Source organism: Micrococcaceae bacterium Sec5.8 (assembly GCA_039636775.1).
GTDB lineage: Bacteria > Actinomycetota > Actinomycetes > Actinomycetales > Micrococcaceae > Arthrobacter.
Map to the genome: position 1 here is coordinate 3,603,251 of CP143429.1, position 21,883 is coordinate 3,625,133.

Here is a 21,883-nt window from a genome sequence, read left to right on the forward strand (position 1 = left end):
GCACGGTTCGTGGCGGCATTCTGTGATCGCTCGGTGTTGCACCAGCGCCCGCCAGCCGATCCTGAAGCGGGACCATGCCAGCCACGCCACGAACAAAACGGTCTTCTTCCCCTCGATCACGGGGCCGTCGCCGAAGTCGTACTGAAGCCACATGCCCGGTTCCGTGATCCAGGGCCGGTGCACCCGGACATGGCCAAGACGCCAGGCGGCGCGGACCTGCGCGACGGCCCGGCGGGTTGAGCGTTCCGAGCCCTCGTAGCCGAGGGCGAGGAGTTTATCGTGGGCTTTGTCGGCGCGGATCTTGCCCTTGGAGGCCTCGATCCATTCCTCGATCTTGGGCAGGAACGCGTCCGTGACCCGGCCCCGGTAGACCGGTTCCGCGATCGGCTGGCCGGCGTCGCGGGCAGCGACGTGCCTGGCGACCGTGTGGTGCGAGCAGCCGGTGAGTTCCGCGGCGGCGCGCAACGATCCGGTCAGATCATACGCAGCAAGTATTTCCATGATTTCTCCGTCAAACTTCATTAGGGCCTCTTCCCGGGCGACTTTGGTGCGACTAGACACCGTCATCAAACGCCGGGGAGAGGCTCCCGCCGCTTAAGCAGCAGGGTTCAGTAAAGAAGTGGGCAGATCTCATGGCCACCAACGGGCACTTTTCATGGCCGTCAGTGGGCAGTTCCGTGGCCGCCTACGGGCAGTTTTTCATGGCCGCTAACATCAGAGCATTGCGGTCAGTACTCCGCCGTCAGCGCGCACGGCAGTTCCGTTTGTCGCGGAGGAAAGGGGACTTGAGAGATACACGGCGAGGTTCGCGATCTCGGCGGGCTCGATGAAGCGCTCGAGAAGAGATGTCTGGTTGCCACCAATGATCATTGCTTTCATCTCATCCACTGACATTCGCTGCGCCTCCGCAATCTCATGGATGGTACCGGCAACGCCGTCGGAGTAGGTCGGGCCGCCGAGGATCGTGTTGACCGTCACGCCGGTTCCGCGGGTGAGCTTAGCGAGACCGTTGCTCAAGGCGAGCATCCCTGCTTTCGTCACGCCGTAGTGCGTCATGTCAGCGGGTACGTTTACGCCTGATTCGCTGCCTACGAAAATGATCCGACCCCAGCCAGCATCGATCATCCCGGGTAGTAGCTCTCTGGAGAGCCGGACCCCGCTCATCACGTTTACCGCGAAATAACGAGACCATTCATCGTCAGATATTTCAGTGAAGGGCTTCAGCCCGAAGAGACCGACGTTATTGACAAGGATGTCGACGGTCCCGAGCGTGCTGAGCAGGCTCTGCACCGCTGAGGCGTCTGTTAAGTCCGCCGCAATGCCAGTAACGACTCCGCTAGGCACTTCGGCCTGAAGGGTCTTCACCGCTTGCTGGAGGCGGCTGGCGTCGCGGCCGTTGATTACCACCTCGGCCCCTTCTTGGAGGAGCGCCTTTGCGATCGAGTACCCAATCCCTTGCGTTGACCCGCTTATAAAGGCGCGTTTGGTTGACAGCTGCATGTCCATGGTCGTTCTAGCCTCTCATATTACTTGCTCAGTCAAGTAAGAATAGACAAAATTGTTTGCCCAGTCAAGTAAACAGGTACCCTGTATGCATGACTGATTCCAGCGTCCCCAACCTCCTCACGGGAGATAACCTCACGTCGTGGGCAGCTCTTGCGACGGTATTGGAATGGCTGCCTGCTGCACTCGATGCGCCTTTGGTTCGTGAATTCGACCTCACGCACTTTGAGTACGGCATCCTCTTCGCCTTGGCTGACGCGCCGAACCGGACGCTGGGGATGACTGTCCTGGCCGGCTATGCCAATAGCTCGCTTTCTAGGCTCTCTCGAGCAGTATCGCGGATTGAGGGTCGCGGTTGGGTGCAGCGCAGTCGTGACCCCTTGGACGGGCGGTCGACTTTGGCATCCCTGACCGAGGCAGGGCTTGCGATGGTCGAAAAGGTCACTCCTGTGCATTCTCGGACCGTTACGAAATTGGTCTTAGAGCCTCTCACGGCCGCCCAACGGGGTCAGCTGCGCGATATCAGCCTTCGGATTCAACACGCGATTCGGGAGCAGGAGAGTTGGCGGGCAACAAGCACCTTCTCTTCCGACACTGACTAACCTCGATATTTCATCGGCAACGGCACGGGCCACAGGATCTCGAAAATATAAGTTCTGCCGGAACGCCATTGCACTACGGATTGATGCTGGCGCCCCACAGCAGTCCCGTTAGTCGGTGGTTCAGCGGACGCCCTTCGTGACCGCAGGGTTTCTTCACCGGGCAGGGGTCCGGCTCAAATAGAGTGGAACGCATGAGTCTTGAATGGGAACAAGTAGTTGTCGATTCGGCACGCCCGGTCGAGCTCGGACGCTGGTGGGCCAACGCTTTGGGTTGGGTTGTGACCTTGGAGGCTGACGATGAGTTCGAAATTCGTTCTGCACCGGACCGGTTGCCAGGGTTGGTCTTCGTGCCGGTGGCGGATTCGAAGATAACGAAGAATCGTCTGCACCTCGATTTTCGTCCGGATGATCCAGCGGCCGAGGTCGAGCGGATGGTCGCTCTAGGTTCCCGCAGGGTCGACGTTGATCAAGGCGAGCAGCCTTGGACTGACGTAGCTGGTCGAAACGACGGTCCATCCACCGATAGGCGGTCGAACGGCTCACACCCGCGTTTTTGGCTGCCTCACCAAGGCTTTCCCCGCGATCAAACGCCGCCCAAAAGCTGGCCTCCTCGTCAATATTCACCCGAAGGTGATGGCGGTCTTTGACCTGGCCGACGTCAGCTTCCCACGCCGCCAGCCGGGACGTGCTGAACCCGAGCTCCGCTGTCGTCTCGGTCGGAGTCTTGCCGTTGCGACGCAGGCGCAAGTATTCCTCGCGCAGCCAGCGGTAGCCGACTTCCTTATCAATGCCAGCATGTCGGGCGGACGGTCTGAGACCGTGCCCGTGCTTAATCGAAGCAAGAAACCGGATGCCTGCTGCTGAAGAGGAGCTGAGATACATGTCGAACCACCTTGAAAGAAGGTGTTGCTTCGATCAACAGAATCCCGCGAGCCTTATACGCTACAGTCCGAAGCCTGCTCATCGGCTAGGCCCGCTGCTCAACCAGCACCCAGGACCTCACCGCCCAACACCGTGGCCTCCACGCCCTCGGCGTTGACGCCGAGATGGTCCACGTCCACCACGGATTCACCGGCACCAAACGCGACCGACCCGGGCTGGGCAAAGCTCTCGCGGCGTGCCTCGGCGGCGACACCTTCGTGGTGATCAAACTTGACCGTCTAGCTCGGTCCCTGCCGGATGCCAGGGATATCGCCGACGAACTCACACGCAAGGGCGTGACCCTCAACATCGGCGGCAGCATCCACAACCCCCATGACCCGGTTGGAAAGCTGCTGTTCAACGTCCTGGGAATGGTCGAAGAATTCGAATCCGACCTCATCCGCGCCCGGACCCGCGAAGGCATGGCGGTGGCGAAGGCCAAAGGCAAGCTTCTAGGCCGACAGCCCAAACTCTCCAAAAAGCAGGCAACACACCTCGTGGGCCTTCACCGGGGCGGCACACACACCACAACGGAGATCGCCGAATTCTTCGGCGTCGCCCGCTCCACCGTCTACCGGGCCATCCAGCTCGCCGCGCCGGCCACGTGATCTCCTCCCCCAGCGAGCCGGCGCATCGTGAACACCGGCTCGGCACGGCATGGACGCTCAATTCCGCGCCGCCACTACCAAGAGCTGCCCCGACACCCTCATTCAAAGCTTCCCGAGACACTGACGCCGGGACCCCGGACAACGCCTACGCGAGCCGCTAGGTACCCTGACGTTGACGTTTCGTGCAGGCGGCTCCCGACCAAAGTGACGCTTTGCGCAGGGGACTTCGGACGCCAGGCGTCCATAACCGACTGCACAACTGCCGTACTCCCGGGACAGCTCGTGCAGACAACTTCAGGAAGTGACAGCCAGGGCAGCCGGCGCCCGGACCCCGCGTGTCACTGCACTGCCCGGCTGGGCGCTCAAGGCTCTGGGGGTGTTTTCCGCGAACATGCGCGAACTCACCGAGACTCTCTACCAGTTTGATCGCCCGTTCGTTATGGATTCGGCCGCCGGCCAATCCGCCTTGGGACTGGCACCGACCCCCCTCGACGAAGCGGCCGCCGCCACTGTGGCCTGGTGGAGGGACCAGAGACAATGACGGCGGCCGCTGCGGCGGGAAGGGTTACCGGACGCCTGCCTCCGCAGATTCCGGTTCCGTGGCAGCGTGGCGGCCCCGCGCGGGGGTGTTGGTCCCAACGCGGCCCAGCTTGCTCGGCCACCAGATCCGCGGGCCAATATCATAGGCCAGGGCCGGGACCAGCAGAGAGCGGACCAGGACGGTATCCAGCAGCACCCCAAAGGCGACGATGAAAGCGAGCTGCACCAGGAACATGATGGGGATGACACCCAGTGCTGCGAAGGTGGCCGCGAGGACCACGCCGGCGGAGGTGATGACACCGCCGGTTACCACGAGTCCGCGCAGGATGCCCGCACGGGTGCCGTGCTTGAGTGATTCCTCCCGGACCCGGCTCATCAGGAAGATGTTGTAGTCCACGCCCAGGGCCACGAGGAAGACGAAACCGAAAAGTGGGACGGTGGCGTCGGCTCCCGGGAATCCAAAGATGTTATTGAAGACGAAGGCCGAGACGCCCATCGCCGCACCGTAGGACAGGACCACCGAGGCGACCAGCAGGACCGGGGCCAGCACCGAACGCAGCAGCAGCATCAGGATGACCAGGATGACGGCGAGGACCACGGGGATGATCGTGACGAGGTCGCGCTGGGCTGTGGTGTTGGTGTCCAGTGCGGTTGCGGTCACACCGCCGACGAGGGCGCCGCTGTCGATCTGTTTCAGGTCCTGCCGGAGGACCACCACCACGCCTTCGGCCTCATTGGAGTCGGCCGCAAAGTTCAGCGTCGCGTTGATCAGGACCCTGCCGTCCCGCACCGCGGGTTCCGTGGGAGGCGCCGGGGCGCCGGGAGCAGCAGGCGCACCGGTGATGGGCGCGCCGCCGTCGGCCATCAGGTAGGCGTCCCCGACGCCGGCGGTCGCCCTCGTCTTGTCCAGCACCTCCTGGGCCTTGGCCTGGTCCGTGACGATCACCGCGGGGCTGCCGGAGCCGGCGTCGAAGTGGCGGGCCAGGGATTCCTGGCCATCGACGGCATTGGAGGCTGTGAGGATGACGGCCGTCTGTGGAACGCCGTTGGCCTTGAGTTGCAGGACACCCGCGGAAGCCACCAGGAGCAGCAACACTGAGGTGACCCAGACGATTCGGGGGCGGCGGGAGACGAGGGAACCGGTGGCGCGCCAGAGGCCCTTCTGGCCTTCGAGCCCGGTCACGAGTTCGGGCTCGCGCTCGGTCTCCGGCAGCAGCTTGGGGCGGAAGGGCCAGAACGCGGCGCGGCCCAGCAGTGCCATCAACGCGGGCAGCAGGGTCAGTGCGGCGAAGAGTGAGCACAGGATGCCCGCGGCGGCCACGGGGCCGAGGGCTTTGTTCGAGTTAAGGTCGGAGAAGAGCAGGCACAGCAGGGCGATAATGACCGTGGCGCCGGACGCCAGAATCGGCTCCCAGGCCGCCTTCCACGCTGTGAGCGCAGCTGTTGTGCGGTCGGTGGTGTGGGTCAGCGCCTCGCGGAAGCGCGCCACATAGAGCAGCGCGTAGTCCGTGGCGGCGCCGATTACCAGGATGGACAGGATGCCCTGGCTTTGCCCGTTGAGCTGGATCCAGCCGAGCTTGGCCATGCCAAAGACCAGCAGGATGGCGGCGCAAAGCGCAAAGACCGAGGTGAAGAGAACGGCGATGGGCAGCAGCAGCGAGCGGTAGACGATCAGCAGGATCACGAAGACGGCGCCGAGGGCCACAAGCAAGAGAATGCCGTCAATGCCGGCGAACGCGCTCACAAGGTCCGCCGTGAGTCCGGCCGGGCCGGTCACAAAGGTTCGCATTCCCGCCGGGGCGGAAGCCTGCACCTCGTCGCGGAGTTCCTTGACGACGTCCTTCACCTCGCTGGAGGAATTGATGGGAACCACAAACTGCACCGCTTTGGCATCCTCTGACGGGATGGGGCCGATGACAGTGCTGCCGGCCTGCAGGGCTTCAAATTGGCCCTTGAGGGCAGCGGCCTCGCCGAGTTGGGCAGGAGTGAACGCGGAGTCGCTCTCGATGACAATGACGGCGGGAATTTCGTTGGAGTCCCGGAACTTCGTCTGCCAGTCCTGGGCCTCCGTCGCCTCGGCTCCGGCAGGCAGGAAGGATGCCTGGTCATTCGAGGAGACCTCGCTGAGCCGGCCAAAGGTGGGTCCGCCGATCCCGGCAATGGCCAGCCAGGTGATGACAAGCAGGACCGGTATAAGCCAGCGCAACCAGAAGGGGACGCGGGCGCTGCCGTGAGGTGTCGTTTTCATGGGTCCTTCTAGTGCATGCTGGGGAGGAGTAGAATTGAGTCCATAATAGACTATCTCCACAATGGAGATAACCCGCCGGGTTGAATTCGTCTCAACATTTCGTTGGCAATGGCTGCCCTCGTTGCGCGTCCGCTGAAGTAAACTCCGGAGGGCGCCGTCGTCGGAGTTCGGGCTGCCAGGCCAAAGCAGAGAAAGGAAGGTCCGTTGTGAGCGTTGATCGGCCGGAACGCCGCGGCCCTGCCGGCCCGCCACCGCTGGTCATGCTGCTCCAGGAGTTCAGCCTTGAAGCCAACCGCTACGCTGATGCCGCCGGCAGCCGCAACGACATGCACCGGACAGACCTCAACGCCTTGTCCGTGATCATGCAGCACACCGCCCGGAACCAGATCGTCACCCCCGGCGTGCTCCGCAAGGAACTCCACCTGAGTTCCCCGGCCACCACAGCCCTGATCGACCGGCTGCACAACTCAGGCCACGTGGTCCGCGAACGGCAGGGCCCGGACCGCCGCCAGGTCCAGCTCCGCATGACTCCCAAGGCTTACCGCGACGGCGGTGCCATGTTCCAGCCACTCGCACGCCATATGGCCGCCGCGCTGGCCGAATTCACTCCGGCGGAACTGGATCTCGCCACCCGGTTCATGACGTCCATGGTTGAGGCGACGGTCAAAGCCGGGCGCGAGGCGGCCGGGGAGCATGCGACGCCTTCGGCAGGCCCGCGTTCATGACATGCCGGCCGGATCACGACGGGAAGCATATGGACTACTTCAGCACTGAATTCGGCCGGTTCAGCACGGCTGCAGAAGTGGCGGCCGGCGTCGATCTCTCCGGACGGTCAGCGATCGTGACTGGAGCCGCGTCCGGAATCGGCGCCGAGACCGCACGCGCGTTGGCCCAGACGGGGGCAGCTGTGACCCTCGCGGTGCGCAATATGGACGCCGGCCGCAAAGCCGCCCAACGTATTGCAGCAGTCACGGCCAACCCGCGGGTGCGGGCCGCCGAACTCGACCTTGCCGACATGGACTCCGTCGACGCGTTCACCTCCCGCTGGAACGGACCCCTGCATATCCTGGTCAATAACGCCGGGATCATGATGGCCCCGGAGTCCTACACGCCCCAGGGGTGGGAGTTGCAGTTTGCAACCAACCATCTGGGCCACTTTGCCCTCGCCTGCGGGCTTCAGCCTGCCCTGGCAGCGGACGGAGCCGCACGCATCGTCGTCGTCAGCTCCTCCGGACACGGCGACTCCCCCGTGATCTTCGACGATTTGTTCTTCAACCGCAGACCGTACGATGCCGGAGCCGCCTACGGGCAGTCCAAGACCGCCAACGTGCTCTTTGCCGTCGAAGCCACCCGCCGGTGGGCGGCAGATGGCATCACCGCGAACGCGCTCATGCCCGGCGGCGTCTGGACGAATCTCCAACGCCACTGGGATCCCGCGGTCCTCGCTGCGATCAAAGCGCAGGTTCTGCAGGCGGGCTTGCCGGTCAAATCGGTGGAACAAGGCGCCGCCACCTCCGTACTCCTTGCCACTGCGGCCACGCTCGAAGGAATCGGCGGACGGTATTTCGAAGACTGCAACGAAGCCCAAACCGTCTCCCGGATAACCGATGGGCTCCACGGAGTCCTCGACTACGCCCTTGACGCGGAGACCGCTCACCGGCTGTGGGATGTCTCGGCGGAATTGCTGGAAGCAGCCAGGTCCCGACGCTGAGCCAAGCGATCCGGGACTTTGTCAACACTGGGCTTTGTCGGCGCTGGGCTTTATTGGGGCTGAGCTTTGTCTGCACTGAGCGGTAGCGTTTGCTTATGAGCGCCCAGCAGCCTGACGATGTGTACACCCACGGCCATCACGAGTCGGTGGTCCGCGCCCACGCCGCCCGCACGGCCGAGAACTCTGCGGCGTTCGTGGTCCCGCATCTGGCCCCCGGGGTCTCGGTGCTCGACGTCGGGTGTGGGCCGGGGAGCATCACTTGCGATTTCGCCGGGCTCGTCGCCCCCGGGCGAGTCACCGGGCTGGACCGCTCGCCCGAGGTGATCCGCCAGGCAGCCGCCCTGGCCGACGAGCGCGGCGTGACAAACGTGGCGTTCGTCGCCGGCAACATCTATGATCTCGACTTCGAGGATGAGACGTTCGACGTCGTGCACGCTCACCAGGTCCTGCAGCACCTCACAGATCCGGTTGCTGCCCTGCGGGAAATGCGCCGTGTCGCCAAACCCGGTGGCATCGTGGCGGTGCGTGACGCCGATTTCCACGGCATGAGCTGGTACCCGGCACTGCCGGAACTGGAGGAGTGGATGGAGCTCTACCAGCGGATCGCGCGCCGCAACGGGGCCGAGCCCGACGCCGGCCGGCGACTGGTGTCATGGGCGCAGGCTGCCGGCTTCACCGACGTCGCACCGTCCAGCAGCAACTGGCTGTATGCAACCGGGCAGATGCGGCGCTGGCAGGCCAGGGTCTGGGGCGAGCGGGTGCTGCATTCGGCCTTCGCGGACCAGGCGCGTGAGTACGGCTTCGCCACTGCCGCCGACCTGGCCCGCCTGTCGGCAGGTTGGCACCGCTGGGGTTCCACCGACGACGGCTGGTTCCTGATTCCCAACGGCGAGGTAATCGCCCGGGCGTAAGCGACATCCTTTCCGGCACAGCATTCCCTCACCGCCGCCCAGCCGCTAGGGTGCACTGCAAACACCCTGTAACGAGGAGGACGCATGCGCAACGTGACGGCCGGTCTTTTCAGCTCCGTGGACGGCGTGGTGGAAGACCCGTTTCTCTGGCAGTTCGACAGCTTTGACGAGGAGCTCGGGGCGGGGATGGGCGAGATGATGGGCCGGATCGACGCCGGGCTGCTGGGCCGCGTGGGCTACCAACAATGGGCGCAATACTGGCCGAACGCCGAAGCCGACGCCGACTTTGGCGGGTTCATCAACCCGCTGCCCAAATACGTTGCGTCCCGGACCCTGACGGGCGGCCTTCAGTGGCAGAACTCGCAGCTGATCGAGGGCCCGCTGGAGGGCTTCGTCACGGACCTGAAGAACAGCGACGGCGGCGACATTGGAGTATTCAGCAGCATCTCCCTGGTCCGCCAGCTGCTCTTCGCCGGGCTGCTGGACACTCTGATGCTGATCGTGCATCCTGTCGTGGCGGGCAGCGGCCGGCGGCTCTTCAACGATGGGGACCCTTTGACCCGGCTCGAGTTGCAGTCATCCCAGCAGACCAGCAAAGGCAATATGATTCTCAGCTACGGACGCCGCAAGGACTGACCAGTTGGCCGCGGCGGCCGTGGCGGAAACGTAAACTTGACAGGTGCAACCCTCCCTTTGGCTGGCCCTCGCCGGTGCCGGCGTCCTGATCAGCTTCACCCCCGGCGCAGGCGCCATCAACACCATGAGCAACTCGCTGAACTCCGGCTTTCGGCGCTCCATCTGGGGAATCCTCGGGCAGCAGGCGGCGCTGGTGGTACATATCCTGGTCGTGGCCCTGGGCGTGGGGGTACTGGTGGCGAGTTCACCGGTGGCCTTCAACGTCATCCGCTACGCGGGAGCCGCCTACCTCGTCTACCTGGGCATCCAGCAATTCCGGCATGAACCCGACCTGGACCAAGAGAAGGCCGCGGCCCTGCGGAACGAGCCGGCCTTCTCCATGTTTCGCCGCGGCCTGTGGGTCAACCTGCTGAACCCCAAGGCGATCGTGTTCTTCCTGGCCTTCATGCCGCAGTTCATCCGCCCGGCGGATCCGCTGTTGCCGCAGTACCTCACACTGACCGCCACTGTGGTGGTCATCGACATCCTGGTCATGTGGTTCTTCTTCGCCGCCGCGGCCAAGTCGTTCCAGCGCTTCACACACGATGCCCGCGGGCAGCGGATCCTCAACCGGACGTTCGGCGTGCTGTTCATGGCCGTCGGCGTCCTGCTCGCCCTCATTCACTGACGGGGCGGGCGCCACGCTCCCGTCCGCCGCGGGGCCGAGCCCGCCCGCGGCCATGACACCTCCGGAAACCAAATGTGACAGAGGCTGTAACATTGGCGGCCCGCGATCTAGCCAAGCAGACCGGCATGGCCCATGCTTGCCCTATGACCTCAACGCCGAGCCAGTACCGGATCATCACGGTCTGCACGGGGAACATTTGCCGGTCGCCGATGGCTGAGCTGATGCTGACGGAAGCCCTCGCGGCCGCGGGACTCGCCGGCGCCGTCGTCGATTCAGCAGGAATCACGGGCTACGAGGTAGGCCGGCCCATCGACCCGCGCGCAGCCCGCAATCTCGCGGGCCACAACATCGCCTCGGACACTCACGTGGCTCGCGAATGGCGGCCCGAGTGGTTCGCCTCCCGGGACCTCATTCTTGCCCTTGACGTGGATCATTTCGGCTGGCTGCAGGAGGCGGCGCCGGACCGTGCGGCGCTGGCGAGGATCCGGATGCTGCGCAGCTTCGATCCGGCTGTCGCGGGAAAGGACGGCCTGGACCAGGGCATTGAAGACCCCTGGTACGGCAGCCGCACGGACTTTGACCTCACCTGGGACCTGATCAACGCCTCGATTCCCGGAATCGTGGCGCATGTCGGGACCGAGCTGGCCCGGCGCCGGGGACCGGAGAGGCAACAGCCCGGCGCTGCCGGGCAGCAGGTACGCTCTATTCCATGAGTCCCGCACCCGTCATCATCGCCGTCGACGGACGATCCGGTGCGGGAAAGACCACTCTCACGATTGAACTGGCAGCGCGGCTGCGCGAACACCACAAAGTGTCCTTGTTCCACCTGGAGGACATCTACCCCGGCTGGAACGGGCTCGCGGCCGGCATCGAACGCTACGTCTCCACGGTCCTGGCCCCCCTGCACCGCGGAGAGACGGCCGAATGGGTCAGCTGGGACTGGACTGCACATTATGACGGCGACGCCCGCACCACCCCGCCTGCCGAGATTGTTCTGGTGGAAGGCGTCGGGGCAGCAGCGGAAGCCGCCCTCCCCTTCCTGGCCGCGGTGATCTGGGCTGATTGCCCCGATCAGGACCGGCGCAGCAGGGCCCTGGCCCGCGACGGCGGACGCTACGAACCCTTCTGGGATGAGTGGGCCGCCCAGGAGCAGGTGTGGCTGGCCCAGGACGATGTTCCGGGCCGCGCCGACGTCCGGGTCCTCAACCGCGCCGACGGCGCCGCCCCGGCGGAGGTCCTGCAGGCCCTCCAGTACCTGCCGGCGCTCGCCCCGGTACTGGTTCCCGAAGCCGGCGCCCGCCGCGGCCTTCAGCTCCGTACCGAACGGATCGACGCCGCCCCGGACCCCTCCGTGTTATTCGAGACCCTCTTCGGCCGCTCAGCCAACGCCGTCTGGCTCGATTCTTCGCTTCCCTCCGGTGCCTCCCCGGCGCCCGGTCCGGCGGCGGAACGCAGCCGGTTCAGCATTCTGGCGGACGACGGGGGGCCGTTCGGCCAGTCGGTCCGGCACAGTTCCGGAACCACCCGGGTGAATGTGGGGAACACCAGCGTCACGGTCGCTGGCCCGTTTTTTCGCTGGCTTGACGCGGCCTGGGACTCCGGCGCCCTCCACGGCCCGGAGCAGTATCCCTGCGAGTTCACCCTGGGCTGGCTCGGCTACCTCGGCTATGAACTCAAACGGGAGACCGGCGGCAGCGACGTCACCGCCGGAACCCCCGACGCCTGCCTGTTGTTTGCCGGCCGGGCCGTGGTGCTGGACCATGTGGAGCGCACGGTCTGGCTGCTGGCGCTGGACACTGCGGCCGCCGGGGAGTGGCTCGGAACGGCCCGCACCGCAACCGAAGCGGCGGTGCCCGGGCCGGCATCGGCAGCCGGCGGCAGCAACGCCGCCGGACCCTCCTCCCCCGGCCACAGCGCGCCGGACTTCACCGCGCGGGACTCCGAGGCCGCCTACAAAACGAAGATTTCGCAGGCCCAGCACGAGATCGCCGAGGGCAACACCTACGAGGTGTGCCTGACCACCATGCTGACAGCCGAGCTTCCCTCCGCGGTCGATCCATGGCAGACCTACCTGTCCTTACGCCGGAAGAATCCGGCCCCGTTCGCCAGCTACCTGCGGTTCGGGGAGCTCGCCGTGGCGAGTACGTCCCCGGAACGGTTCCTCCGGATCGCTGCCGACGGTCACATGCGCGCCGAGCCGATCAAGGGAACCCGGCCCCGGGATGCCGATGCCGCCCGGGACTCAGCGCTGCGGCAGGACCTCCAGTCCTCACCGAAGGACCGCGCCGAGAACATCATGATCGTGGACCTGCTCCGCAACGATCTCAGCCATTTCGCCGTGCCCGGATCGGTGGCGGTCAGCCGGCTTTGCGCGATAGAAAGCTACGCCACGGTCCATCAGATGGTGAGTACCATCGACGCCCTGCTCCGGCCCGGCATGCCGCGGGCCGAGGCCGTCGCAGCGTGCTTCCCCGCCGGGTCCATGACCGGCGCCCCCAAGGTCAGCACCATGGCCATCCTCGACCGGCTCGAGGGTGCACCCCGCGGCGTGTACTCCGGGGCAATCGGCTATTTTTCCCTCAACGGCGCCACCGACCTCGCCGTCGCGATCCGCACCCTTGTGGTGACCGGGCAGTCCGGGAACCGCACTGCCCTGAGCCTGGGCGTCGGCGGTGCGATCACCGCGGATTCCGACCCGCAGGAGGAATACGCGGAGATCAGGACCAAAGCGTTCGGGGTTCTCTCCGCGCTCGGCGCGGAATTCCCGCCCGGCTAGGCTCCGCGCCGAACCGGCGCCACGTCCGGCCCGCACCGCCGCAGGCTATTGGAGCGTCGCCGTCAGCCGGGCGACGTTGTCTACGTATTTGACCCCCATGGGCCGCTTCATCCAGTCCTCAAGCACCAGCTCGCGGGAAACGCCGCGATAGGTGTCCTCCACGGCGCTGACCCGCCGGACAATGTCCTCACCCAGGAGCATCACGGAGACTTCCAGGTTCAGCGAGAAGGAGCGCATATCCATGTTGCTTGACCCCAGCACCGCGACCTCGTTGTCGATCGTGAAGTGCTTGGCGTGCAGCACAAACGGGGCCTGGTAAAGGTAAATCCGCACCCCGGCCTCCAGCAGCGCCTCGTAATAGGACTGCTGCGCGTGGTGGACCAGGAACTGGTCGCCCTTCTCCGAGACGAAAAGTTCGACGTCGACACCGCGCTGCGCCGCCGTCGTTACCGCGTACAGGAGCGAATCATCCGGCACAAAGTACGGGCTGCAGATCGAGATGTTGCGCTGCGCGGAGTAAATCAGGGTGTTGAAGAGCCGCAGGTTGTTTTCGGTGATGAAGCCCGGCCCGCTGGGCACCACCTGGGCCGTGATGTTCCCGGCGTGCAGTTCCGGGCGGTGCGCCAGCTGCTGTTCGAGGTTTTCATCCGTTTCGCTGAGCCAGTCGGTGGCGAAGACCACGTTGAGCGTGGTGACAATCGGTCCGCGCAGGCAGGCCATCAGCTCGACCCATTCGCGGCCCACCTTGCGGTGCCGAGGGTTGTTGTAGGAGGGCTCAATCAGGTTCTGCGACCCGGTGAACGCAACTTCGCCGTCAATGACCATGATTTTGCGGTGGTTGCGCAGGTCCGGGCGACGCCACTGCCCATGGACGGGCCGCAGCGGGAGCATGGGCCGCCAGCGGATCTTGCTGGCCTTGAGCCGGGCGATCAGCTTGCTGTAACCCTTGACGCGCAGGGTCCCCAGGTGGTCGAACAAAAGGCGGACTTCCACGCCGCGCTCCGCGGCTTCCTCCATCGCTGTCAGCAGGTCATCGGTGAAGTGGTCCGAACTCAGGATGTAGAACTCGGCGTTGACGAAGGACTCCGCTTCCCGGATGGCGGCCGCCATGGCCGTGAACGAATCCGGGTAGCCCGGGAGGAGGTCCACGTGGTTGCCGTCCACCATCGGCAGCGACCCCAGCGTCTTGTTCAGTTCCGCCGCGGACAGCACCCAGTCCGGGCCCTCATAGCCGCTCTCCAGCATCGCGAGCTCCGAGGCGCCGGCGCGGACCCGGGTGTTCACTGCGTCCTGCTGTGCCCGGCGTTTGCGGGAGAGCCGGAAGTTGCCGAAGAGCAGGAAGAGCACCAGGCCCACGGCCGGAACAAAGAAGATGATGAGGAGCCATGCCATGGCAGTGGTGGGCCGCCGGTTTCCGGGAATGATGCCCAGGGCCAGGACCCTGATGCCGAAATCAACTACGGCCAGAATCAGGATGATCCATGACGGAAGAGAATCCGCCAGCGAAAACGGCCACAGCACAGGCGAACCCCTCCAGCTCCAAGCCCGCGGAACAGTTCCGGAACGGGCAACCTTGAAATCCTATCCCGTCACCCCGCCGCACTAAGCTGAAGGCATGACTTCTCCCGTAGCCGCTCCGGTGCTGGTCTTTCTGGATCCCGCGTTCGACGGCGGCCGGCTGGCCGACGCCACCAAACCACAGCTGATGGCGACCGACCAGGGAGCCACCCGAGGCGACGGCGTCTTTGAGTCGCTGCTGGTTGTGGGCGGACAGCCCCGCAAGCTTCAGGCGCATCTGAACCGGCTGGCCGGGTCCGCCCGGCTTTTGGAGCTGGGCATCCCGGCCGAGGGCGTGTGGCGCCGGGCCATTGCGACAGCGATCAGCGAATACCGGCGCAGCCATCTGCCCGGCGGCGGGACCACCGACGACGAGCTCGTCGTCAAGCTCCTCGTGACCCGCGGCGTCGAAGGCGCGGCGGGGCCCACCTGCTGGGTACAGGCGTCGGTCCCCGGCGCCGCCGGACGGCGCCAGCGCGAAACCGGCATTGACGTGCTCCTGCTGGACCGCGGCTACGACAGCGAAGTCGGGGAACGCGCCCCCTGGCTGCTCATGGGCGCCAAGACCCTCTCTTACGCCGTCAACATGGCAGCGCTTCGCTATGCGCACGCGCACGGAGCCGATGACGTGATCTTCACCTCCGCGGACGGGCGGGTCCTGGAGGGTCCGACGTCCACCGTCCTGCTCGCACACCTGGACACGGACGACGACGGCGCCGGCGGGGTGCGCACGGTCCGGCGGCTCATCACGCCCCAGCTCGACAGCGGAATCCTGCCCGGCACCTCGCAGGGGGCCTTGTTCACCGCGGCCAAGGCGGCCGGCTGGGAGCTGGGCTACGGCCCGTTGGAGCCGCGTGACCTGTACGACGCCGACGCCGTCTGGCTGATCTCCAGCATCCGGCTGCTGGCTCCCGTCAACCACATCGACGGCCGGGAAATCGGCACGCCGGACCTGCGTCAGCAGCTCACCGCGGAGCTCAACGCGCTGTACGCCACCATCGAGTAAGGGCCCCGGGCCCGCCGGAGACGGTGCGGCTCAGCCCTTGGCAAGGGCTTCGTCGACGATCCGGGCCAGGTCCGCTGCTGCGTCCTCGGTGACTCCGGGGCCTGATGCCACCGCCGCGGCCGTCAGCGCACCGCTGAGACCCATGACGGTGACAGTGGTCTGGGTCTGCCCGGTCGGCAGGGTCTGGATGCCCATGGTCGAGAAGGACTTTTCCGCCGATGTCGCGATGTCCAGGACTTTGGTTTCGCTGGCGACTTTTTGGCCCTGGAGCTCCATGGTGAAGCTTGCGCATTTCTTGCTGTCAGCTACCGATTCGTCCAGCTTGGTGCGTTGCAGGTCCGGATCCTGGACAGCCACGACCGTGACGACGGTGACCACCTGGTCCGCGGCGGACTGGGACACGCCGCTGGCATAGCTGCTTCCCTCCGGGATCTGGCTGTTGCTGTCCACCACCGCCGCGCACTCGGGCGGGGTGATCGCGGCCGTAGCGATCAACTTCTTCGCCGTGGCGATGCCTTGCTCCAGCTGGTCTGCGGATACGGCGGTGAACCCGGCGCCGCGCTCGTCCGTGAGCCCGGCAACGATCTGCGCGAGATCCCCGGCCGCATAGGCCTTCACCGTCGCGGCCGGCGACGGCGCGGAGGACGGGCCCGCGGCCGGGGATGACGGGTCAGGTGTGGTCGGCGAGGCCGGGGCCGCGGCCGCGGACGGACCGTCCGGGGCTGAAGGCGCCGGAGCGCCGCCGCAGCCTGCGAGCGCCAAAGCGGTCGAGAGCAGCAACGCTGCCGGAGTGATGGTGCGCAGAATCATGGAGCTCCCCAATTTCTCTGTAATGGCGTCACGCACCGGATCGGGCGCGACAATCGTGAGCTTACGACATCCGGTCCGTGAAAAACACGACCCCGCCTGCCGGCCGGTCACGCTAGGATCACACTTTCCGGAGCACTCGCCAGGCGTCGCCGCCCAGCGGGCTGCAGCCCAAGGCAAGCCGGAGGATCAGGTCCAGCAGAACCACGATCTGGACCACGGGCAGCGCCACCATGGTGATGGCATTGAACAGCAGGTACGCGCCGCCGCATTACCTTTTGTCGGTTCGGCACCTTTTCTCCGTTCCGGCCCGTTACTTGACATGACGGCGGCAACGGTGCGGGCCGGCGTCCGAGAGTGTTAGGTTTCTAGTGAGTAATGAGAACCGGCGCCAAGCCCTGACTGGCCGGACGGCAACCCTCCCTTTCGCGGCGGGGTGCCTCAGGTGAGTACTCGGCATATCGACCATTCGAGCTGCAAGCGTGAAAGAAGGAGATCCGTCGTGCCTGACGCGTCCACCCCCGCAGTACCCATACCGGCACCAGCCCCGTCCCCGGCGGTTGCCGGCACGAGCGGGAAGAAGCTGGCATACCGCCTGTTCACCGGCCCCGACGACCGTGCATTTTGCGAGCGCGTCTCGGCCGCCCTCGCCGCGGGCTACGTTTTGCACGGCAGCCCGGCCGTCACATTCAACGGCAGCGACGTCGTCGTGGCCCAGGCCCTGGTGCTGCCGGCGGCGATCGCCAGCGCCGATGCCGCCGTCGCCGACGCCGCGGGCGGCCCTGGGTTCGACCGAAAGTTCGACGGAAAATTTGACGGAGAGTTCGACGGAGAGGGCCACGCGTGAGCTACGCCGGAGACCTCAGCCCGCACGAGGCGTGGGCAAAGCTCGAGGAAGGCGCCCTGCTCGTGGACGTCCGCACCGTGGGCGAATGGGCCCTTACCGGCACCCCGGACACCACCGGAACACCGCACCCGCCGCTCTTCCTGCAGTGGAACCTGGCCGGCGGCATCCCCAACCCGCAATTCATCGCGCAACTGCGACAACTCGCTGCCGAAGCCGGCAACACCGAACTTCTCTTCCTGTGCCGTTCGGGCGTCCGGTCCGTTGCCGCAGCACACGCCGCCACGGACGCCGGGTTCACTTCCTACAACGTCCTCGAAGGCTTTGAGGGCGAACCCGACCGGCAGGGCGAACGGACCGTCAACGGCTGGCGGAACCGCGGCCTGCCCACGAACGCGGAAAATTACTAAATGGCCTTCAATGCTGAGGCCGGGGGCTGGAGCGCCGGCACCCAGGCTGTCCGTGGCGGCCTGGACCGGACCGGTTTTCAGGAAACCGCCGAACCGATCTTCCTGAGCTCCGGATTCGTCTACGAATCCGCGGCCGCCGCCGAGCGCGCCTTCACCGGCGAGGACGAACGCTTCGTCTATTCCCGCTACGGCAACCCCACGGTGGCCACCTTCCAGGAACGGCTCCGGCTGCTCGAAGGCACCGAGGCCTGTTTTGCCACCGCCTCGGGCATGTCCGCGGTTTTCACCGCGCTTGGGGCCCTCCTGGCCGCCGGCGACCGGGTGGTAGCAGCCCGCTCGCTGTTCGGCTCGTGTTTCGTGATCCTCAGCGAGATCCTGCCCCGATGGGGGGTGCATACGGTCTTCGTCGACGGACCGGATCTGGAGCAGTGGCGCTCAGCGCTCTCTGAACCGACGACGGCGGTCTTCTTCGAGTCGCCGTCGAACCCGATGCAGGAAATCGTCGATATCGCCGCCGTGAGCGAGCTGGCGCATGCCGCCGGGGCGACGGTCGTCGTCGACAATGTCTTTGCCACCCCCCTGCTGCAGCGCTGCGGGGAACTCGGCGCGGATGTGATCGTCTATTCGGGAACCAAGCACATCGACGGCCAGGGCAGGGTGTTGGGCGGCGCGGTGCTGGGTACCAAGGAATTCATCGAGGGACCGGTCAAGCAGCTCATGCGCCACACCGGCCCGGCGCTCTCCGCCTTCAACGCGTGGGTGCTGGCCAAGGGCCTGGAGACGATGGGCCTGCGGGTAAACCATTCCTCCGCTTCGGCCCTGCGGCTGGCCGAATGGCTGGAGGAGCAACCCGGCGTCAGCTGGGTCCGGTACCCGTTGCTGCCTTCCCACCCGCAGCACGAATTGGCCGCCCGGCAGATGAAGGCCGGCGGCACCGTGCTGACTTTCGAACTCTCCCCGTCCCCCGGCAGGTCAGCGAAGGAGGCCGCGTTCGCGCTGCTGGACGGGCTGCGGATCATCGATATCTCCAACAACCTGGGCGATTCGAAGTCCCTGATCACCCATCCCGCCACGACGACGCACCGCGCCATGGGGCCGGAGGGCCGGGCCGCGATCGGTTTGAGCGACGGCGTGGTGCGCCTCTCGGTGGGCCTTGAGGACCTTGAGGACCTGATCCGCGACCTCGGCCAGGGCCTCAAGCAGATCTAGTCGTGCCAGGCCTGGGCGAGCAAGCAGTTCGCGGCAATGTTTCCGGGCGGTACTGCCGCGAAATGCGGTCCCAGCGCCACCGGATCAGGCGCGCCGGACGCTGCCGAGCGGGACGTCGTCCGGCGGCGTCCCGGCGTCCGTTCCCTGCGTGGTCACGTCGACGGCCCGGTTGACGACGGCGGGCAGCCCGCCCGTGGAGAACGGCTCCCGCTGCAGCTGGGAACCGGTGCCGTGCGCCAGGATTCGGCCGATGCCGTTCCGCACCAGGTCCAGTTCGCCCTGCTCCTGAAGCACCGGGGCCACGAGGTCCACCAGCGCCCGGACCACGTCCCCCGCCGGAGCCGGGTTGAAGGTCCCGAAGTCCAGCAGGTGCCCGCGGAGTCCACAGTTGCTGGCCTGCCACGCAGCCATCCGCAGCAGCAGCGTCGGCACCGGGGCCGGATCCACTCCGTCGTTCCATTCCCGCGACGCCGACTCGACCAGGGCACGCACCAGAACAGCGATCAGCGCAGCGTCCTCGGCCCGCAGGCACACGTCGGCAACCCGGATCTCCAGCGTGGGGTGATGCCGGCACAGCCGCGAATCAAAATAGACCATCCCCTCATCCATGAGGACGCCGGTTTCCACCAGCCGGGCCACAACCCGGCGGTAGGCCGGCAGACTGCCGAAGATCATGGTGGGACCCGAGCCGGGCCAGCGGTTCCAGGCCTGGGTGCGGTAGCTTTCGAATCCTGACTCCACACCGTTCCAGTACGGGGAGTTCGCGCTGAGGGCAATGAGCACGGCAAGCTTGTCCCGGATCCGGTCCATCACCGCCACGCCCTCCTCCGGGGAGTCCACCAGGACGTGGACATGCAGCCCGCACGTCAATTGGTTCCGGACGGTGAGCCCGAAGCGCTGCTGCATGGTCATATAGCGTTGCTTCGGCGTCAAGTGCGAGGCGGAACCGAGCGGAGAGGTGGCGAGGGCAGCGACGCGGCCCCCGTGCAACCGGGCGGCGCGGTCCGCGCGGGCCCGGCCGCACCGGAGCTGCCCAAGCAGTTCCAAATACCCCAGGCACGGCCGCGTCTGGGTTTCGATCTGTTCGAGCTTGAGCTCGAAGCTGAAGCCGGGATCCGGGTGGACCGCCTGCGGCAGCAGGCGGGCATCCTGCCCGGCAGGGCCGGGGCCCGGCCCCGGCGGGAGCAGGCAGGGCAACATCACGTCGGCGAGGGGCAGCGGCCTCCCGGTTCCGGGGTCCACGATGAGCAGTTCTTCCTCCACGCCGAAGGTGCGCATGGTTCTATTGTGCGGCAGGATCCGCCGAAACATTCAGTCCTGGAAGTACTCGATCTTTGCGCCGATGGTGTTGAGCCGTTCGGCCAGGTCCTCGTAGCCGCGCTCGATCACGTAGATGTTGCGCAGTTCGGAGACTCCACGGGCGGCGAGCATCGCCAGCAGCAGGCAGGCCGCGGGGCGGAGGGCAGGCGGGCAGCCGACCTCGGCCGCGCGCCATTTGGTAGGCCCGTTGACGTAGATCCGGTGCGGGTCCAGCAGCTGCACCTGGGCGCCGAGCTTGTTCAGCTCGGTCAGGTAAATCGCCCGGTTGTCATAGACCCAGTCGTGGATCATCGTCTGGCCCTGGGCGTTTGCGGCGATGACAGCGAAGAAGGGCAGGTTGTCGATGTTCAACCCGGGAAACGGCATGGGGTGGATCTTATCTTCCGGAGCGCGCAGTTCCGAGGGCCGGGTGGTGACGTCCACCAGCCTGGTGCGGCCGTTCCGGGCCACGTATTCCCCGGACACCTCCAGGTGCTGGCCCATTTGCGCCAGCGTCGCGAGCTCGATTTCCATGAATTCGATCGGCACACGCCGGACCGTGACTTCCGAGTTCGTGACGATGCCGGCGGTGATGAGGCTCATCGCCTCAATCGGGTCCTCGGAAGGGAAGTATTCCACGTCCACGTCAACCGACGGACGTCCGGTGATCTTCAGCGTGGTGGTTCCCACTCCCTCGATCCCGATGCCCAGCATCTGCAGGTAGAAGCAGAGGTCCTGGACCATGTAGTTGGGGCTTGCGTTGCGGATGATCGTGGTGCCGCTGCGGTGGGCGGCGGCCATGATCGCGTTTTCGGTTACGGTATCACCGCGTTCGCTGAGCACGAAGGAACGGTCGTGCCCGTCCGACGGCGGAGCCTGCACGGCATAGAAGCCGGACTTCGCGTCGACGCTGAGGCCGAATTGGCGCAAGGCCTGCATGTGCGGCTGCACCGTGCGGGTGCCCAGGTCACAGCCGCCGGCGTACGGCAGCCGGTATTCCCCGGCTTCGTCCAGGAGCGGGCCCAGCAGCATGATGACGCTGCGGGTCCGGCGGGCGGCTTCGATGTCCATCGAGTCCAGATCCAGCGTGGCGGGACGGCGGATCTGCAGGTCGTTGGCGTTCAGCCACGTGCAGTCGACGCCGATGCTCGTCAGGACCTCGACAATCCGGTTGACCTCCTCGATCCGCGCCAGTCGGCGCAGGATGGTGGTGCCGCGGTTGATCAGGCTGGCGCAGAGCAAGGCGACGCCGGCATTTTTGCTGCTGTTGACGTCCACGGAACCGGACAGGGTCCTGCCGCCCTCAACCCTGAGATGCGTCATCGCGGGCCGTCCCACCTTGACGATGCTCCGGCCGAAGATCGCTTCCAGCCGCTGGATCATCTTCAAGCTGAGGTTTTGCTTGCCCTGCTCCATGCGGGCGATGGCGCTCTGACTGGTTCCCAGCTCGGACGCGAGCTGCCCCTGGGTCCACCCCTTCTGTCCGCGGGCTTCGCGGAGCAGGGCGCCAACATGTTCAGCAGTCTCTTGAGTCATTCCAAGAAAATATCATGCATGACGTATTCCGGCCCGTCATTCCCACTGTTTTGCCGTGAAGGTCACAGTGATACCCGCGTTGTGCGATATCG

At 65.9% G+C, this 21,883-nt stretch carries 20 protein-coding genes, 2 pseudogenes and 1 riboswitch; of the genes and pseudogenes, 15 read left to right on the plus strand and 7 right to left on the minus strand.

Features of this window, described 5'->3' with window-relative positions; all coding sequences use genetic code 11:
* Positions 1-57: 57 nt before the first annotated feature.
* Positions 58-522 (minus strand): annotated as a pseudogene (locus tag VUN84_16645) (IS21 family transposase).
* 192 nt (positions 523-714) lie between these two features.
* Positions 715-1,506: an SDR family oxidoreductase gene (locus tag VUN84_16650; protein XAS63899.1), complete on the minus strand. Its 792-nt coding sequence runs from the start codon at positions 1,504-1,506 to the stop codon at positions 715-717.
* An 89-nt stretch (positions 1,507-1,595) separates the two neighbouring features.
* Here VUN84_16650 and VUN84_16655 point away from each other — a divergent pair, with 89 nt between their 5' ends.
* The 4 genes and pseudogenes from VUN84_16655 to VUN84_16670 all read left to right on the plus strand — a co-directional run bounded on the left by VUN84_16655 (position 1,596) and on the right by VUN84_16670 (position 4,175).
* On the plus strand, positions 1,596-2,105 hold the full coding sequence (locus VUN84_16655; GenBank protein XAS63900.1) for a MarR family transcriptional regulator: 510 nt from the start codon (positions 1,596-1,598) through the stop codon (positions 2,103-2,105).
* 191 nt (positions 2,106-2,296) lie between these two features.
* Positions 2,297-2,752 (plus strand): VOC family protein, encoded by a 456-nt coding sequence (locus VUN84_16660; GenBank protein XAS63901.1) that lies wholly within the window; start codon positions 2,297-2,299, stop codon positions 2,750-2,752.
* A gap of 276 nt (positions 2,753-3,028) precedes the next feature.
* Positions 3,029-3,634, plus strand: a pseudogene (locus tag VUN84_16665) (recombinase family protein).
* Positions 3,635-3,935: 301 nt separating this feature from the next.
* Positions 3,936-4,175: a hypothetical protein gene (locus tag VUN84_16670; GenBank protein XAS63902.1), complete on the plus strand. Its 240-nt coding sequence runs from the start codon at positions 3,936-3,938 to the stop codon at positions 4,173-4,175.
* A 24-nt stretch (positions 4,176-4,199) separates the two neighbouring features.
* Here VUN84_16670 and VUN84_16675 read toward each other — a convergent pair whose 3' ends face one another.
* Positions 4,200-6,422: an MMPL family transporter gene (locus tag VUN84_16675; GenBank protein XAS63903.1), complete on the minus strand. Its 2,223-nt coding sequence runs from the start codon at positions 6,420-6,422 to the stop codon at positions 4,200-4,202.
* A 260-nt stretch (positions 6,423-6,682) separates the two neighbouring features.
* Between VUN84_16675 and VUN84_16680 the strand changes: the two genes are divergently transcribed.
* From VUN84_16680 to pabB, 7 genes are all read left to right on the plus strand, one after another.
* Positions 6,683-7,147 (plus strand): MarR family transcriptional regulator, encoded by a 465-nt coding sequence (locus tag VUN84_16680; GenBank protein XAS65885.1) that lies wholly within the window; start codon positions 6,683-6,685, stop codon positions 7,145-7,147.
* Between the two features lie 29 nt (positions 7,148-7,176).
* Positions 7,177-8,133 (plus strand): SDR family NAD(P)-dependent oxidoreductase, encoded by a 957-nt coding sequence (locus VUN84_16685; GenBank protein ID XAS63904.1) that lies wholly within the window; start codon positions 7,177-7,179, stop codon positions 8,131-8,133.
* Between the two features lie 95 nt (positions 8,134-8,228).
* Entirely contained in the window at positions 8,229-9,044 is an 816-nt protein-coding gene (locus tag VUN84_16690; protein XAS63905.1) for a class I SAM-dependent methyltransferase, read from the plus strand.
* 84 nt (positions 9,045-9,128) lie between these two features.
* Positions 9,129-9,680, plus strand: a complete 552-nt coding sequence (locus VUN84_16695) for a dihydrofolate reductase family protein (GenBank protein ID XAS63906.1) — start codon at positions 9,129-9,131, stop codon at positions 9,678-9,680.
* Between the two features lie 43 nt (positions 9,681-9,723).
* Positions 9,724-10,347 carry a LysE family transporter gene (locus VUN84_16700; protein XAS63907.1) on the plus strand — a complete coding sequence of 208 codons (624 nt, stop codon included), beginning with the start codon at positions 9,724-9,726 and terminating at the stop codon, positions 10,345-10,347.
* A 143-nt stretch (positions 10,348-10,490) separates the two neighbouring features.
* Positions 10,491-11,060 carry a low molecular weight protein-tyrosine-phosphatase gene (locus tag VUN84_16705; protein XAS63908.1) on the plus strand — a complete coding sequence of 190 codons (570 nt, stop codon included), beginning with the start codon at positions 10,491-10,493 and terminating at the stop codon, positions 11,058-11,060.
* Positions 11,057-13,123 (plus strand): aminodeoxychorismate synthase component I, encoded by a 2,067-nt coding sequence (gene pabB, locus VUN84_16710; protein ID XAS63909.1) that lies wholly within the window; start codon positions 11,057-11,059, stop codon positions 13,121-13,123. The genes VUN84_16705 and pabB overlap by 4 nt, the downstream gene beginning before the upstream one ends.
* A gap of 45 nt (positions 13,124-13,168) precedes the next feature.
* Here the strand turns inward: pabB and cls are convergent, their stop codons facing one another.
* Positions 13,169-14,644, minus strand: coding sequence for a cardiolipin synthase (gene cls / locus VUN84_16715; GenBank protein XAS63910.1), 1,476 nt, complete (start codon positions 14,642-14,644; stop codon positions 13,169-13,171).
* Between the two features lie 94 nt (positions 14,645-14,738).
* On the opposite strand from cls, the gene VUN84_16720 reads away from it, so the two are divergent.
* Entirely contained in the window at positions 14,739-15,686 is a 948-nt protein-coding gene (locus VUN84_16720) for an aminodeoxychorismate lyase (protein XAS63911.1), read from the plus strand.
* Positions 15,687-15,716: 30 nt separating this feature from the next.
* On the opposite strand, the gene VUN84_16725 is transcribed toward VUN84_16720, so the two are convergent.
* Complete coding sequence (locus VUN84_16725) at positions 15,717-16,496, minus strand: hypothetical protein (protein ID XAS63912.1); 780 nt, start codon at positions 16,494-16,496, stop codon at positions 15,717-15,719.
* Positions 16,497-16,867: 371 nt separating this feature from the next.
* A riboswitch (SAM riboswitch) is annotated at positions 16,868-16,982 on the plus strand.
* Positions 16,983-17,025: 43 nt separating this feature from the next.
* Between VUN84_16725 and VUN84_16730 the strand changes: the two genes are divergently transcribed.
* Genes VUN84_16730 through VUN84_16740 form a run of 3 tightly spaced genes read left to right on the plus strand, consistent with a single transcriptional unit; the run spans position 17,026 to position 18,956 of the window.
* A complete protein-coding gene (locus VUN84_16730) occupies positions 17,026-17,340 on the plus strand; it encodes a DUF1737 domain-containing protein (protein ID XAS65886.1) in 315 nt (104 codons plus the stop codon).
* On the plus strand, positions 17,337-17,747 hold the full coding sequence (locus tag VUN84_16735) for a rhodanese-like domain-containing protein (GenBank protein ID XAS63913.1): 411 nt from the start codon (positions 17,337-17,339) through the stop codon (positions 17,745-17,747). The genes VUN84_16730 and VUN84_16735 overlap by 4 nt, the downstream gene beginning before the upstream one ends.
* Complete coding sequence (locus VUN84_16740; protein XAS63914.1) at positions 17,748-18,956, plus strand: O-succinylhomoserine sulfhydrylase; 1,209 nt, start codon at positions 17,748-17,750, stop codon at positions 18,954-18,956. It abuts the gene before it with no gap.
* 84 nt (positions 18,957-19,040) lie between these two features.
* On the opposite strand, the gene VUN84_16745 is transcribed toward VUN84_16740, so the two are convergent.
* Entirely contained in the window at positions 19,041-20,234 is a 1,194-nt protein-coding gene (locus VUN84_16745; GenBank protein XAS63915.1) for a glutamate--cysteine ligase, read from the minus strand.
* Between the two features lie 33 nt (positions 20,235-20,267).
* Complete coding sequence (locus VUN84_16750) at positions 20,268-21,791, minus strand: UDP-N-acetylglucosamine 1-carboxyvinyltransferase (protein ID XAS63916.1); 1,524 nt, start codon at positions 21,789-21,791, stop codon at positions 20,268-20,270.
* Positions 21,792-21,883 lie beyond the last annotated feature (92 nt).

Excerpts from the sequence above, each read along its gene's own strand:
- VUN84_16650 (XAS63899.1), bottom strand. The coding sequence starts at position 1,506 with ATGGACATGCAGCTGTCAACCAAACGCGCCTTTATAAGCGGGTCAACG.
- VUN84_16655 (XAS63900.1), top strand. The coding sequence starts at position 1,596 with ATGACTGATTCCAGCGTCCCCAACCTCCTCACGGGAGATAACCTCACG.
- VUN84_16660 (XAS63901.1), top strand. The coding sequence starts at position 2,297 with ATGAGTCTTGAATGGGAACAAGTAGTTGTCGATTCGGCACGCCCGGTC.
- VUN84_16675 (XAS63903.1), bottom strand. The coding sequence starts at position 6,422 with ATGAAAACGACACCTCACGGCAGCGCCCGCGTCCCCTTCTGGTTGCGC.
- VUN84_16680 (XAS65885.1), top strand. The coding sequence starts at position 6,683 with ATGCTGCTCCAGGAGTTCAGCCTTGAAGCCAACCGCTACGCTGATGCC.
- VUN84_16685 (XAS63904.1), top strand. The coding sequence starts at position 7,177 with ATGGACTACTTCAGCACTGAATTCGGCCGGTTCAGCACGGCTGCAGAA.
- VUN84_16690 (XAS63905.1), top strand. The coding sequence starts at position 8,229 with ATGAGCGCCCAGCAGCCTGACGATGTGTACACCCACGGCCATCACGAG.
- VUN84_16695 (XAS63906.1), top strand. The coding sequence starts at position 9,129 with ATGCGCAACGTGACGGCCGGTCTTTTCAGCTCCGTGGACGGCGTGGTG.
- VUN84_16705 (XAS63908.1), top strand. The coding sequence starts at position 10,491 with ATGACCTCAACGCCGAGCCAGTACCGGATCATCACGGTCTGCACGGGG.
- pabB (XAS63909.1), top strand. The coding sequence starts at position 11,057 with ATGAGTCCCGCACCCGTCATCATCGCCGTCGACGGACGATCCGGTGCG.
- VUN84_16720 (XAS63911.1), top strand. The coding sequence starts at position 14,739 with ATGACTTCTCCCGTAGCCGCTCCGGTGCTGGTCTTTCTGGATCCCGCG.
- VUN84_16725 (XAS63912.1), bottom strand. The coding sequence starts at position 16,496 with ATGATTCTGCGCACCATCACTCCGGCAGCGTTGCTGCTCTCGACCGCT.
- VUN84_16740 (XAS63914.1), top strand. The coding sequence starts at position 17,748 with ATGGCCTTCAATGCTGAGGCCGGGGGCTGGAGCGCCGGCACCCAGGCT.
- VUN84_16745 (XAS63915.1), bottom strand. The coding sequence starts at position 20,234 with ATGCGCACCTTCGGCGTGGAGGAAGAACTGCTCATCGTGGACCCCGGA.
- VUN84_16750 (XAS63916.1), bottom strand. The coding sequence starts at position 21,791 with ATGACTCAAGAGACTGCTGAACATGTTGGCGCCCTGCTCCGCGAAGCC.